The sequence below is a fragment of the Anoxybacteroides tepidamans genome, from assembly GCF_014201465.1.
GTDB lineage: Bacteria > Bacillota > Bacilli > Bacillales > Anoxybacillaceae > Anoxybacteroides > Anoxybacteroides tepidamans.
This window is the reverse complement of record NZ_JACHEP010000018.1, coordinates 1-14084: the sequence shown is the minus strand read 5'-3', so window position 1 is coordinate 14084 and position 14084 is coordinate 1. Positions and strand designations below refer to the sequence as shown.

Annotated in this window: 8 protein-coding genes; 7 read left to right on the top strand and 1 reads right to left on the bottom strand. The window is 45.0% G+C overall.

The genetic code is table 11. The features are described 5' to 3' along the window. The first annotated feature begins 82 nt into the window (after positions 1 to 82). The 5 genes from HNQ34_RS13025 (at position 83) to HNQ34_RS13005 (ending at position 6564) form a co-directional block, all read left to right on the top strand. A complete protein-coding gene (locus HNQ34_RS13025; protein ID WP_183255298.1) occupies positions 83 to 2266 on the top strand; it encodes a malate synthase G in 2184 nt (727 codons plus the stop codon). A gap of 206 nt (positions 2267 to 2472) precedes the next feature. Then, positions 2473 to 3672 (top strand): NAD(P)-dependent malic enzyme, encoded by a 1200-nt coding sequence (locus HNQ34_RS13020; RefSeq protein WP_183255296.1) that lies wholly within the window; start codon positions 2473 to 2475, stop codon positions 3670 to 3672. Between the two features lie 25 nt (positions 3673 to 3697). After that, on the top strand, positions 3698 to 4477 hold the full coding sequence (locus tag HNQ34_RS13015) for a fumarylacetoacetate hydrolase family protein (RefSeq protein WP_183255294.1): 780 nt from the start codon (positions 3698 to 3700) through the stop codon (positions 4475 to 4477). Positions 4478 to 4647: 170 nt separating this feature from the next. Further along, a complete protein-coding gene (locus HNQ34_RS13010) occupies positions 4648 to 5418 on the top strand; it encodes an IclR family transcriptional regulator (protein WP_183255292.1) in 771 nt (256 codons plus the stop codon). 153 nt (positions 5419 to 5571) lie between these two features. Continuing rightward, on the top strand, positions 5572 to 6564 hold the full coding sequence (locus HNQ34_RS13005) for an NADPH:quinone oxidoreductase family protein (protein ID WP_183255290.1): 993 nt from the start codon (positions 5572 to 5574) through the stop codon (positions 6562 to 6564). Between the two features lie 63 nt (positions 6565 to 6627). Here the strand turns inward: HNQ34_RS13005 and HNQ34_RS13000 are convergent, their stop codons facing one another. Beyond that, entirely contained in the window at positions 6628 to 7530 is a 903-nt protein-coding gene (locus tag HNQ34_RS13000; protein WP_183255288.1) for a LysR family transcriptional regulator, read from the bottom strand. Between the two features lie 133 nt (positions 7531 to 7663). Here HNQ34_RS13000 and gltB point away from each other — a divergent pair, with 133 nt between their 5' ends. Together gltB and HNQ34_RS12990 are read left to right on the top strand one after the other, a co-directional pair. Next, the gene (gltB, locus tag HNQ34_RS12995) at positions 7664 to 12223 is read left to right on the top strand and encodes a glutamate synthase large subunit (RefSeq protein ID WP_183255286.1); all 4560 of its coding nucleotides are present in this window, start codon (positions 7664 to 7666) and stop codon (positions 12221 to 12223) included. A 40-nt stretch (positions 12224 to 12263) separates the two neighbouring features. After that, the gene (locus tag HNQ34_RS12990) at positions 12264 to 13745 is read left to right on the top strand and encodes a glutamate synthase subunit beta (RefSeq protein WP_183255284.1); all 1482 of its coding nucleotides are present in this window, start codon (positions 12264 to 12266) and stop codon (positions 13743 to 13745) included. The last annotated feature ends 339 nt before the right edge of the window (positions 13746 to 14084 follow it).

Sequence of the window (14084 nt, the reverse complement as noted above, 5' to 3'; positions counted from 1 at the left end):
CATGATATGATTTTGGTAAATAATTAAGAAACAGTGTTTCGTAATAACAAACAATAAAGAAGGGGAGAAAGGGGAAAAGAGCATGTCAAAGTACGTGAAAGTAGGAAATCTGCAAGTAGCCGAACTATTTTACGAGTTTATGAACAATGAAGTCATTCCGAATAGCGGGGTAGATCGCGATCAGTTTTGGGCGGACTTCGGAACGTTAGTGAAAGATTTAACGCCAAAAAACAAAGCGTTGCTTGCACGTCGTGATGAAATTCAAGAAAAGTTAAATGAATGGCATAGGGAGCATCGCGGAAATATCGACTTTGCGGAATATAAAGCATTTTTAACAGAAATTGGTTATTTAGAGCCAGAAGTGGACGATTTTACGATTACGACAGAAGGAGTCGACGATGAAATCGCCGTTCAAGCCGGACCGCAGCTAGTCGTACCAATTACGAACGCCCGCTATGCACTCAATGCGGCGAACGCTCGCTGGGGCAGCCTTTATGATGCGCTGTACGGAACGGATGCGATCAGTGAAGAAGATGGCGCGGAGCGTGGTAATACGTATAACCCAGTTCGCGGTGAAAAAGTAATCGCTTACGCACGCGAATTTTTGGATCAAGCCGTACCGTTGAACGGCTACTCTCATAAAGACGCTGTGAAATATGCAGTGGTCGACGGAAACCTAGTTGTTACTGTCCGCGACGGCCATACGGCAACGCTCCAAGACGAAACAAAATTTGTCGGCTATCAAGGAAGAGCGGAAGAGCCGTCAGCGCTCTTATTAAAAAATAACGGACTGCACATTGAAATTCAAATAGACCGCGATCATCCGATCGGAAAGACAGACGAAGCGGGGATAAAAGACATTTATTTAGAGGCGGCACTCACAACGATTATGGATTGTGAAGACTCTGTGGCAGCGGTAGATGCCGAAGATAAAGTGCTTGTATATCGCAATTTGCTTGGCTTAATCAAAGGGGATTTAACCGCTACATTTACAAAAGGAAATAAAACGTTGACGCGTGCGCTAAATCCAGATCGCACTTACCAAACGTCAAGTGGTGAAGAAATCACATTGCCGGGCCGCTCGCTTATGTTCGTCCGCAATGTCGGCCATTTAATGACGAACAATACGGTATTGAACGAAAACGGCGAAGAAGTATACGAGGGAATACTCGATGCGGTTGTGACAAGTTTAATTATGAAACATTCGTTAATCGGCAACAGCCGTTATCCAAACTCGAGAAAAGGCTCCATTTATATCGTCAAACCGAAAATGCACGGCTCCGAAGAAGTAGCATTCGCCAACGAGCTGTTTGACCGCGTCGAAGATATGCTCGGTTTAAAACGAAACACGATTAAAATCGGTGTCATGGACGAAGAACGCCGCACAACGCTCAACTTAAAAAACTGCATTTATCAAGTGAAAGACCGGATCGTGTTTATTAATACCGGCTTCTTAGACCGTACGGGCGATGAAATCCATACGTCAATGGAAGCAGGACCGATGATTCGTAAAAACGATATGAAAACGTCGACATGGCTGCAAGGATATGAGAAATCGAACGTCAGCATCGGTCTTTCTGTCGGTTTCCAAGGGCGGGCACAAATCGGAAAAGGAATGTGGGCAATGCCGGATATGATGGCGGAAATGCTCAAGCAAAAAGGAAGCCAATTACAGGCAGGCGCCAATACGGCATGGGTTCCTTCCCCGACCGCCGCAACGTTGCATGCGCTTCATTATCATCAAATTGATGTGGCAAGCGTACAAAATGAGTTGCGCAAAGAAAACAGCGATTATCGCGATGACATTTTACAAATTCCGTTAGCTGTGAACCCGCAATGGACACCGGAAGAAATTCAACAAGAGCTCGATAATAATGCACAAGGTATCCTCGGCTATGTCGTTCGCTGGATCGATCAAGGGATCGGCTGCTCAAAAGTGCCGGATATTAACAATATTGGGTTGATGGAAGACCGCGCGACATTGCGTATTTCAAGCCAGCATATCGCGAACTGGCTGCATCACGGCATTTGCACGAAAGAACAAGTGCTCGAAACGTTGAAGCGGATGGCGAAAGTCGTGGATGAACAAAACGCCGGAGATCCGGCATATCGTCCGATGGCACCAGATTATGAAAACTCGGTGGCATTCCAAGCGGCATGCGATCTTGTATTCAAAGGTTACGAGCAACCAAACGGCTATACAGAACCGATTTTACACCGCCGCCGTCTAGAAGCAAAAGCGAAGTTTGCTTCTGTTAAACAATAAACGATATTGCGAGGGCATTCTAGTAAAATAGAATGCCCTTATTATAAAAGAAAGTACATCGCCCTAATTTTTGGAAAATTTTCAGTCCAAATTTCGCGGTTTAATATGTCGGAATATTCAGATACATTAAACACTAAAATTTCATAAAAAAGGAGGTGCAAACCCTAGTTACACAAAATATTGTCGGTCAGTAACTAGGTCAGGCTATGCAAAACCTTCGGGAAAAATCGTTAGAATTTCATAAGCAAGCGAAAGGAAAGTTAAGTGTAAACGTGAAAGTGCCGTTAGAAAATGCAAGTGATTTAAGTTTAGCCTATTCCCCGGGGGTAGCAGAGCCGTGCAAAGACATTTACGAGAATCCGGAGAAGATTTATAGCTATACGATGAAAGGAAACTTTGTTGCCGTTGTTTCCGATGGATCTGCTGTATTAGGGCTGGGGAATATTGGGGCTGAAGCATCGCTGCCGGTCATGGAAGGAAAAGCAGCATTATTTAAAGCGTTTGCCGATATCGACGCTGTGCCGCTTTGCATGAACACGAGCGATCCAGAACAAATCATTCAAATTGTGAAATCGTTGGAGCCGACTTTTGGCGGGATTAATTTGGAAGATATTGCAGCACCAAATTGTTTTATTATTGAAGAGAGATTAAAAAAGGAAATGAACATTCCGGTGTTTCATGATGACCAGCATGGAACGGCAATTGTCACGGCAGCCGGGCTGTTGAATGCACTGAAAATTGTAAATAAGCGGCTGGAAGATTGTAAAATTGTTGTCAACGGTGCAGGGGCGGCCGGCATCGCGGTTACAAAACTACTCCTTTATATGGGAGCTGGCGATATTATTTTATGCGATTCCAAAGGAACGATTTTTAAAGGTCGCCCATATGGGATGAATCCGATGAAAGAAGCGCTAGCGGAGATGACGAATAAGCGTGGTGTTCAAGGGTCGCTGCATGACGCCATGAAAGGTGCCGACGTGTTTATCGGGGTTTCGGTGGCTGGTGCGGTGACACCGGAAATGGTGCAATCGATGAATGAAGGTGCGATTGTGTTTGCGATGGCCAATCCGACCCCAGAAATCATGCCTGAAGCAGCGAAGGCTGCTGGAGCTGCAGTGGTAGGAACAGGGCGTTCGGATTTACCGAACCAAGTAAACAACGTGTTGGCGTTTCCAGGTATTTTTAAAGGTGCATTACGGGTAAGAGCCACAGAGATTAACGAGGAAATGAAGTTAGCGGCTGTATATGCGATTGCGAATTTGGTTAGTCCGAACGAGTTGACGAACGATTATGTCATTCCACATCCGCTTGATCGGCGGGTTGTAGAAGCAGTAGCCAATGCGGTGGCTCGCACGGCTGTAAGAACAGGAGTTGCGAGAATTGCCGAACTAGATATAGAGCAATAAAACGTTATTAGAAAGGGTGCTTTTTATGAAATTTGCTCGATTTGTTATTGGTGGGAATGTATGTACAGGTGTGGTGACGGATGATATCATTCGAGAAATATCTGGTGATTTGTTTACAGATTGGGAGTATACGGGAAAAGTATTTCCTAAACAAGACGTTACTTTTCTTGCACCGCTTGTGCCAAATGAAATAATTGGAATTGGTGCAAATTACGTAGCGAAAAAGGAAGATCTCCCTGAAGTGTTGCCCGAAATTCCGGTATTTTTCTTTAAACCGTCTTCATCGGTTATCGGACCTGATGAAGAAATTGTCATTCCAAACGGGATTGAACAAGTCAAATTTGAATCGGAATTAGCTGTTATCATCGGAAAAGAGGCAAAACACGTTTCTGAAGAAGAAGTTCTAGACTATGTATTCGGCTATACGATTGCTAATGATGTGACAGCACCGCAGTTTTTTCATCAAGATGGACATTGGACGATTGGTAAGGCATTCGATACGTTTACACCGCTTGGTCCTGTGATCGAAACAGAGCTAGATCCGTTTGCCGTACGCGTTACCGCTAAGCTAAACGGAGTTGAAAAACAAAATAGTCCAACAGAATTAATGATTATTTCGATTCGCAAAATGATTTCCTATCTCACGAATGTGATGACGTTGAAGCCAGGAGACGTTATTTTAACAGGGAGCCCTGTCGGAGCCGAATTAGTCGGACCAGGTGATGTCATTGAATGTGAGATTAAGGAGATTGGCACGTTACGAAATACGTTTGTATTGGCGAAAGAGCGGGCGAAAGTGCTGTAAGTGAAGGACAAATTTTTATTTGTACTTTATTTCAATAAAATGCTTTTAGGATGAGCAGTGAATTTATAAGCTGCTTGAATCTCTTGCTTGGAACGGAGAAGTTTACGAAACGCCCGGCGCAAATGTGCTATAATACTATTTATGATGGCTTATGCAAGGAGTGAATGCTTGTGGAAAAAGAGAATATAGTAAAATCTGTGAGCCGGGCGTTACATATTATAGACATCGTTAGTTCGAAAAAAGATGGCTTAGGTGTTACCGAGATTGCGAAGCAGATGGATATTAATAAAAGCTCTGTATATCGTATTTTGTCTACGCTTGTTCGATATGGATATATCGAACAGGACGAAGAAACAGAACGCTACAAACTTGGCTATAAATTTCTAGAAATGAGTTCGAAATTGCTTGAGTCCATCGATTTGCGGGCCGAAGCAAAGCCGTATTTGCGGGAGCTGGAGAAGGCAACAAACGAAGTCGTTCACCTTGTGGTATATGATCAAGGGGAAGTCATTTATATCGAAAAACTGGAAGGAACGGAAACGTTGCGCATGCATTCAAAAGTCGGAAAGCGGGCACCGATGCACTGTACGGCAGTTGGGAAAGCGATTCTTGCCCATTTGCCTTTGCGCGTTGTGCTTGATATTTTAGAAAGGAAAGGAATGCCGCAGCATACCGATCACACGATTACGGACAAAGAAATGTTTTTGCATGAACTTGCTGTGGTGAGGCAAAAAGGCTATGCGCTTGATTTAGAGGAAAATGAGTACGGGATTCGCTGCATCGCTGTCCCGATTTTTGACCATTCCGGAAACGTCATTGCGGCAGTGAGCGTGTCTGGTCCGACGATTCGTATGACGGATGAGCGAATCGAACAACTCCAGGCCCACATGAGGCATATCGGTAAACAAATCTCGGCAAGGCTTGGATACAGCGAACAATAAAAAAATAGCTCGGTATAGGATATGCCGGGCCGTTTTTTGTTATACACTTACATGACAGAAGGTGCAACACTAAGTATAAAATATTTTGCTGCCACAGAACAATTTTGTTATTGTTAAGCTAAGAATATGGAAAAACTTAGAGGGGGATATTGTGTGAACGAATTTCGAGCATTAGTCGTCAACAAAACAGAAACCGATTTTACGGTGAAAGTGCAGACAGTTTCAATGAATGATCTTCCGGAAGGTGATGTCGTCATTCAAGTCGCTTATTCGAGCGTCAATTATAAAGACGGCTTAGCGAGCATTCCTAACGGGAAAATTGTCAAAACGTATCCATTTATTCCAGGGATCGACCTTGCAGGAGTTGTCGTTTCTTCGAAAGACCCTCGCTTTCAAGAAGGGGACGAAGTGATTGCGACAAGCTATGAAATCGGAGTTTCCCATTTCGGTGGTTACAGCGAATACGCTCGTATTCCTGGCGACTGGGTTGTTCCGCTTCCAAAAGGATTGACGTTGAAGGAAGCGATGGTGTTAGGGACAGCTGGATTTACAGCCGCCTTGTCGATTCATCGCTTAGAAGAAAACGGATTGTCTCCCGAAAAAGGCAAAGTGCTCGTCACTGGTGCGACAGGAGGAGTTGGAAGTTTAGCGGTAGCGATGTTGGCTAAACGAGGGTATAACGTCGTTGTTAGTACAGGGAAGGAAACAGAACATGAATATTTGCGCAAGCTTGGTGCGAAAGAAATTCTCTCACGGGAAGAGGTTTGCCTTGAGCAAATTCGACCGTTAGATAAACAATATTGGGCAGCTGCTGTTGACCCAGTTGGTGGACGAACGCTTGCCACTGTATTGAGCCGCATTCAATATGGCGGATCGGTCGCTGTAAGCGGGCTCACTGGAGGAACCGATGTGCCGACAACGGTATTTCCGTTTATTTTGCGCGGCGTGAATTTGCTTGGCATTGATTCAGTGTACTGTCCGATGGAATTGCGGTTAAAAATTTGGGAGCGTATGGCTAATGATTTGAAACCAGAGCAATTGCTAGATGCCATTGCGCAAGAGATCACTCTCGAACAGTTGCCAGAAGCACTTTCTAACATTTTAAAAGGAAAACTGCGCGGCCGAACGGTTGTCAAGCTGTCGTAATCCATTAAAACGATTGGAACATAGAGAGCCATTTGTAGTACGTTGGCTCTCTTTCACTATATTTCATCTATATCTTTCTAAAACAGAGAAAAACTGTTTTACAAATTCATAAAATACTTTGACAGACGGAGCGAGGTCGTGTTGATTGGAGATGATGATCCCGACATTTCGCTTCACTTCCGGCATTTCAATCGGAATTTTCACGGTAAAGCGAGGCATTGTATCGTAAAACGTATTTTCCGGAAGCAATGTGACGCCGATGCCGGCAGAAACGAGCCCTTTAATCGCGTCTAAATCTTCGCCTTCCGATGAGATGATCGGGGAAAACCCGGCCTGCCTACATGCATCAAGCACAATTTTATGCAAAATATATCCTTCTGGAAACGTGACAAATGGTTCGTCACGCAGCTCATTTAATGTTAAGCTTTTTCGCTTGGCAAAACGGTGATGGAGCGGCAAAAGCACAGCAAACGATTCGATGAACAAAATCTCTCCTTTAATTTCCTTGTCTTCGGTTGGCACAGGTCCGAGAAAGGCCAAGTCAATTTCCCGTTTTTTCACCGCCTCGATTAAAAATTTATAGGAACCTTGCCGTAAATGAAATTTGACATTCGGATGCTCATCTTTAAAGGCGGAAATGACCATCGGCATCGTATGGCTAGCCAAACTAGTCGGGAAGCCAATTTTAATCGTTCCGCGTTCAGGATCTAAATATTCTTCAATCTGTTGTTTTGCATGATTGACGGCCCGCAACACCGTTTCCGCATGAGGAAGAAAATATCGTCCAATCGGAGTGAGCCTCACATTTCGTCCTTCTCTTTCAAACAGCTGTACCCCCAACTCTGCCTCCAAATTGGCGATTTGTCGGCTGATGGCTGACTGGGCGACATGAAGCGTTTCGGCCGCTTCCGAAACATGTTCCCGCTTGGCAACTTCCACAAAATATTTCAGCTGTCTTAGTTCCATTTCCTACCCTCCTCTTACTATTTATCTCAAAATGAGATTGATTTAATCTGAATTATATATTGTTTATATGAATTTTGGAAACTACAATTACAATTACAGACTTCATCGGTGAAAGGAATGGGGGAGAAGACAGATGAAATACGATGGACTACCGAAGGCGCAAGGTCTCTACCGTCCTGAATTTGAGCATGACGCATGTGGAATCGGTTTATATGCCCATCTAAAAGGGAAGCGATCGCATGATATTGTGAAAAAAGGACTTCATATGCTTCGTCAATTAGAGCACCGCGGCGGACAAGGAAGCGACCCTGAGACGGGAGACGGCGCGGGCATTATGGTACAAATTCCGCACGAGTATTTTCAAACAGTTTGCGGAAAAATGAAACTTCCGCCAAAAGGTCGGTATGGCGTCGGGATGGTATTTTTACCGGAAAATGAGCCGGAACGGACACATTATGAAAAGGAAATAAACGAAATTATTCAAAAAGAAGGCCAAACGTTGTTAGGCTGGCGGACGGTGCCTGTAAATATCGAAAAACTTGGAAAACTCGCCAAACAAAGCAAGCCGTTCATTCGTCAAGTGTTTATTGGGGCGAGCGACGATTTGCAAGATACGCTTGCTTTTGAGCGAAAATTGTATGTGATTCGGAAACAAGCGGAAAAGCTGGCGCCAAACAGCGAATTTTATTTCGCAAGCCTTTCGAGCCGTACGATTGTTTATAAAGGATTATTAACGCCAGAGCAGCTCGATGAATTTTACGTTGATCTTCAAGATGAACGTTTTCAATCGGCATTTGCGCTCGTTCACTCTCGTTTTAGTACGAACACGTTCCCTAGCTGGGAGAGAGCCCATCCAAACCGGTACCTCATTCATAATGGTGAGATTAATACACTCCGGGGTAATGTCAACTGGATGGCGGCTCGGGAAAAGCAATTTGCTTCTGAACTTTTTGGGGACGATTTGCAAAAAATTACCCCAATTTTAGACATGAACGGAAGCGATTCGTCCATTTTAGATAACGCGTTTGAGTTTTTCGTGTTGGCTGGGAAAAAGCTTGCGCACGCAGCGATGATGCTCATACCGGAACCGTGGTTTTGGGATCGTGAAATGGATGATGAGAAAAAGGCGTTTTACGAGTATCATAGCTGTTTAATGGAGCCTTGGGACGGTCCAACAGCCATCGCATTTACAGACGGAAAACAAATCGGAGCGATTTTGGACCGCAACGGGTTAAGACCGGCACGGTATTATGTCACGAAAGACGATTATATTATTTTCTCATCAGAAGTCGGTGTGATTGACGTTCCTCCGGAAAACGTGCTGTACAAAGACCGTCTAAGCCCTGGCAAAATGTTGCTCATTGATTTAGAACAAGGAAGAATCATTTCCGATGAGGAAATGAAGGCGGAAATCGCCAAAGAAAAGCCGTATCGCAAATGGCTCGACGAACAGATGATATCGCTTGATGATCTTGATATTCCAGAGCAGACAGAGCGAGTGAAGGATGTTACGAAACTACAAAAAGCGTTCGGCTACACATATGAAGACGTGGAAAAAACGATGTTAGCGATGGTACAAGACGGAAAAGATCCGGTCGGAGCGATGGGGAACGATGCGCCGCTTGCGGTTTTGTCTGATCGTCCGCAAAGCTTATTTAATTACTTTAAACAGTTATTTGCGCAAGTAACCAACCCACCGATCGATTCGATTCGTGAATATATCGTCACATCGACGATGACGCTGCTCGGGAAAGAAGGAAACATCCTTCATCCGGATGCTTCAGCTGCCCGCCGCATTCGTCTCGATTCGCCGGTGCTTTCAAACGAAGAGCTCGCTGCGTTAAAAGCGAATCCGTATCCGGAGTTCCGCTCTGTCACGATTCCGACATTGTTTACGGATGATTTAAAAGAAGCGCTCGATCAACTTTGCGAGGCAGCTGACCGGGCGATAGAAGACGGCGCAGTGCTTCTTGTCTTATCTGACCGCGGTGTAGACGATAAGCACGTAGCGATTCCGACATTGCTTGCGGTTAGTGCCCTTCATCAATATTTGATTCGAAAAGGGACGCGTACGAATGCCAGCATTATTGCAGAATGCGGAGAAGCACGGGAAGTTCACCATTTCGCCGCATTAATCGGATACGGTGCGGACGCTGTCAATCCGTATTTAGCGCTTGAAACGATTCGGAATGCCGTAGAGAAAGAAACGGTTTCGTTCACGTATGAAGAGGCGGTGAGCAAATATAAAAAAGCAGTCACAGATGGCGTAGTAAAAGTCATGTCAAAAATGGGCATTTCCACCGTGCAAAGCTATCGCGGCGCGCAAATTTTTGAAGCGGTCGGTATCGGAGAAGACGTCATCGAGCAATATTTCACCGGAACGGCTTCGCAAATTGGCGGAATTGGTTTAAACGAGATTGCCAAAGAAGCAAAAATGCGCCATGATGCTGCGTTCCAAACAACATACCAAGATGAAACGTTAGACTCCGGCAGCGAGTTTCAATGGAGAAGAAACGGAGAACATCATGCCTTCAATCCGAAGACGATTCATATGCTCCAATGGGCGTGCCGGAAAAATGATTATCAACTCTTTAAACAATATTCAAAACTAGCTAATGAAGAGAGTCTAACGTTTTTGCGAAATTTGTTTGAGTTTGACGAAACGAGAAAACCGATTCCGATTGAAGAAGTAGAACCGGTAGAATCGATTGTGCGCCGCTTTAAAACAGGAGCGATGTCCTACGGTTCGATCAGCCAAGAAGCTCATGAAGCGCTTGCGATTGCGATGAACCGCATCGGCGGAAAAAGCAACAGCGGCGAAGGTGGAGAAGATCCGAGCCGTTACGTTCCAGATGAAAACGGAGATTTCCGCAGAAGTGCGATTAAGCAAGTTGCTTCTGGCCGTTTTGGCGTTAAAAGCCATTATTTAGTGAACGCCGATGAACTGCAAATTAAAATGGCGCAAGGGGCAAAGCCTGGCGAAGGAGGGCAACTGCCTGGGAATAAAGTCTATCCTTGGGTAGGAAAAGTGCGCGGTTCTACTCCTGGTGTTGAATTAATTTCACCGCCTCCGCACCATGATATTTATTCGATTGAAGATTTAGCACAGCTCATTTATGATTTGAAAAATGCCAACCGGAATGCGCGCATTAGCGTAAAGCTTGTGTCTAAGGCAGGCGTTGGAACGATTGCCGCTGGTGTAGCGAAAGGTGCTGCGGACGTCATCGTCATTAGCGGCTATGACGGCGGTACAGGAGCGTCGCCGAAGACGAGTATTAAACATGCGGGACTTCCATGGGAGCTCGGCCTTGCCGAAACGCATCAAACGTTAATGTTGAACGGCTTGCGCGACCGCGTCGTGTTGGAAACGGATGGTAAATTAATGACAGGACGTGACGTTGTGATGGCAGCGTTGTTTGGTGCGGAAGAATTCGGGTTTGCGACAGCACCGCTTGTCGTGCTAGGTTGCGTCATGATGCGCGTGTGCCACTTGGATACATGTCCTGTCGGCGTTGCGACGCAAAATCCGGAATTGCGCGAGAAATTTATGGGCAAGCCGGAACATGTGGTGAATTTTATGTATTTTGTCGCCCAAGAAGTTCGGGAAATCATGGCGCAGCTCGGATTCCGGACGGTGGAAGAAATGGTGGGAAGAGTCGACGTATTAAAGGTGAGCGAGCGGGCGAAACAACATTGGAAAGCAAAGCATTTAGATTTATCCCGCCTATTGTATCAAGTGGATGGCGCGCGCACATTCTCGCGTCCGCAACATCATAAAATCGAAGAATCGCTTGATTACAATGAACTTTTACCAGCTGTTGCTCCAGCGCTAGAGCACATGGAAAAAGTGGAACTGCATCTTGATATTCGCAATGTGAATCGTACGGTCGGCGCGATCGTCGGAAGCGAAATTTCGAAGCGTTACGGAGAAGAAGGGCTTCCGGAAGATACGATACGCCTTCATTTCAAAGGTTCTGCCGGTCAAAGCTTTGCCGCATTCGTGCCAAAAGGAATGACGATGACTCTTGTTGGCGATGCGAATGATTACATCGGCAAAGGGCTTTCTGGAGGAAAAGTAATCGTCCTTCCGCCTGAAGAAGCATCTTTTGCTTCAGGTGATAACGTGATTATCGGGAATGTGGCGTTTTATGGAGCGACATCCGGGGAAGCATACATTCGCGGACGTGCGGGCGAAAGATTTTGCGTCAGAAACAGTGGGGTAAACGCTGTTGTCGAAGGAGTAGGCGATCACGGCTGTGAATATATGACGGGAGGCCGCGTCGTCATTCTCGGATCTGTCGGCAAAAACTTTGCGGCAGGGATGTCTGGCGGCATCGCCTATGTGTTAGCTGACAATGAAGAGCAGTTTGCACGGACAGCGAACCGGGAAATGGTGCTGTTCGAATCGCTTGAAGATGAACAGGAAATCAGAGAAGTGTATGAAATGATTTCGAAGCACTATCAATATACAGGAAGTCCGAAAGCGGCTCATATATTGGCACATTGGGATCAGTTCGTCAGAAAATTTGTCAAAGTAATTCCAAGAAACTATAAATTGATGATCGAAACGATCGAGAAAATGGAGCATTCCGGTTTGTCGAAAGAAAAAGCGGTGTTTGCCGCATTTGAAACCGTTGCGAAACAAAAAAAAGCGATAACAAACGAACCGAAGCTAGAAGCGGTCGCGAAATAAGCGGCCGCCTTCACACAGCGGAAGAGGAGGGAGACCGACAATGGGAAAAGCGACAGGGTTTATCGAATATACGCGCGAAGAAGAAGTGAAACGTAAACCGCTTTCCCGCCTTGATGATTGGAAGGAATATACGTTGCCGTTTTCCAATGAAACGCTTGCCAGACAAGGTGCCCGCTGTATGGACTGCGGGACTCCTTTCTGTCATATGGGGATGGAATTGAACGGTTTAACATCTGGCTGTCCGATTCATAATTTAATTCCTGAATGGAACGATTTAGTATATCGCGGCAGATGGAAAGAGGCGTTAGACCGTCTTTTAAAAACGAACAATTTCCCGGAATTTACAGGAAGAGTTTGTCCGGCTCCATGCGAAGGTTCCTGTACGGTAGCGATTTCTGATCCGGCGGTAGCCATTAAAGGCATTGAGCGGGCGATTATTGATAAAGGATTTGCGGAAGGATGGATTCAACCGAGAATTCCAAAAAAGCGAACAGGGAAAAAGGTGGCGATTGTCGGATCAGGGCCTGCCGGTCTTGCTTGCGCCGATCAATTGAATCAAGCCGGGCATTCGGTAACGGTCTATGAACGGGCTGATCGCATTGGTGGGTTATTGATGTACGGCATTCCAAATATGAAACTTGAAAAAGAAGTGATTGAGCGGAGAGTCCGTCTGTTAGAGGAAGAAGGAATTTCATTTGTGACAAATACGGAAATTGGAAAAGATATGACCGCAGAAGAACTCCGTTCACAATATGATGCCGTTGTATTATGCACAGGCGCACAAAAACAACGTGATCTTGTTATTGAAGGAAGAGAATTAGATGGCATCCATTTTGCAATGGACTATTTAACGGTTGTAACGAAGAGTTTGCTTGATTCGAACTTTAAAGATGGGAATTTTATTGATGCGAAAGATAAGCATGTGATCGTTATTGGCGGTGGTGATACAGGAGCGGATTGTGTCGCTACGGCGCTAAGACAAAAATGCAAAAGCGTCGTTCAATTCGGCAAGCACCCTGCACTGCCGGAGAAGCGGACAGAGGATAACCCTTGGCCGCAATTTCCGCTCATTTTCACGCTCGATTATGCGTATGAAGAAGCAAAGGCCAAATTCGGTGACGATCCTCGCCAATATTGCATTCAAACGAAAAAAATCGTTGGGGACGAAAACGGAAAAGTAAAAGAGCTTCATACGATTCAAATGGAAAAAACGGTCGATGAAAGCGGTAAAGTGACGTTTAAAGAAATCCCTGGAACGGAAAAAATTTGGCCTTGTGATCTTGTATTTATTGCTATTGGCTTTGAAGGACCAGAACAGCCTGTTTTAGAGCAGTTCGGTGTAGAGACCGTCAACAAGAAAGTAAAAGCTCCTTACGGAAAATATACAACAAATGTAGAAGGGGTTTTTGCCGCAGGGGATGCAAGAAGAGGTCAAAGCTTAGTTGTATGGGCGATTCACGAAGGACGGGAAGCAGCGAGAGAAGTAGACCGCTTCTTAATGGGAACGACGAATTTGCCATAAACATGCGTTTTATGATTTGGTAAGAGATAGGCTGTCTCAAAAGGTCGTCTTCCTTCAAGGAAGATACAATATATAGTTTTACGAAAGTGTTTCGTGCGTATATATGGTGATAAGAAAGGGTGCCCCCACTAGCGTTGCATATATGTTTTAAATTTACTGTTTAACTATAAATTTACTTTTACGAAGGGACAAAAAGGCAACCTCCAACTAAAGTTCGCTTTTTGTCCCTTATATTTCTATATTACCCTTATTTATCCTTTTCTGATTCCTTTTAGCTTTTCTTCTTGTCCTTCTTCGGCTTAATCATCGCTACCGTATCCGCAAAAATCAAATCGGCTT

Excerpts from the sequence above, each read along its gene's own strand:
- HNQ34_RS13025 (WP_183255298.1), top strand. The coding sequence starts at position 83 with ATGTCAAAGTACGTGAAAGTAGGAAATCTGCAAGTAGCCGAACTATTT.
- HNQ34_RS13020 (WP_183255296.1), top strand. The coding sequence starts at position 2,473 with ATGCAAAACCTTCGGGAAAAATCGTTAGAATTTCATAAGCAAGCGAAA.
- HNQ34_RS13015 (WP_183255294.1), top strand. The coding sequence starts at position 3,698 with ATGAAATTTGCTCGATTTGTTATTGGTGGGAATGTATGTACAGGTGTG.
- HNQ34_RS13000 (WP_183255288.1), bottom strand. The coding sequence starts at position 7,530 with ATGGAACTAAGACAGCTGAAATATTTTGTGGAAGTTGCCAAGCGGGAA.
- gltB (WP_183255286.1), top strand. The coding sequence starts at position 7,664 with ATGAAATACGATGGACTACCGAAGGCGCAAGGTCTCTACCGTCCTGAA.
- HNQ34_RS12990 (WP_183255284.1), top strand. The coding sequence starts at position 12,264 with ATGGGAAAAGCGACAGGGTTTATCGAATATACGCGCGAAGAAGAAGTG.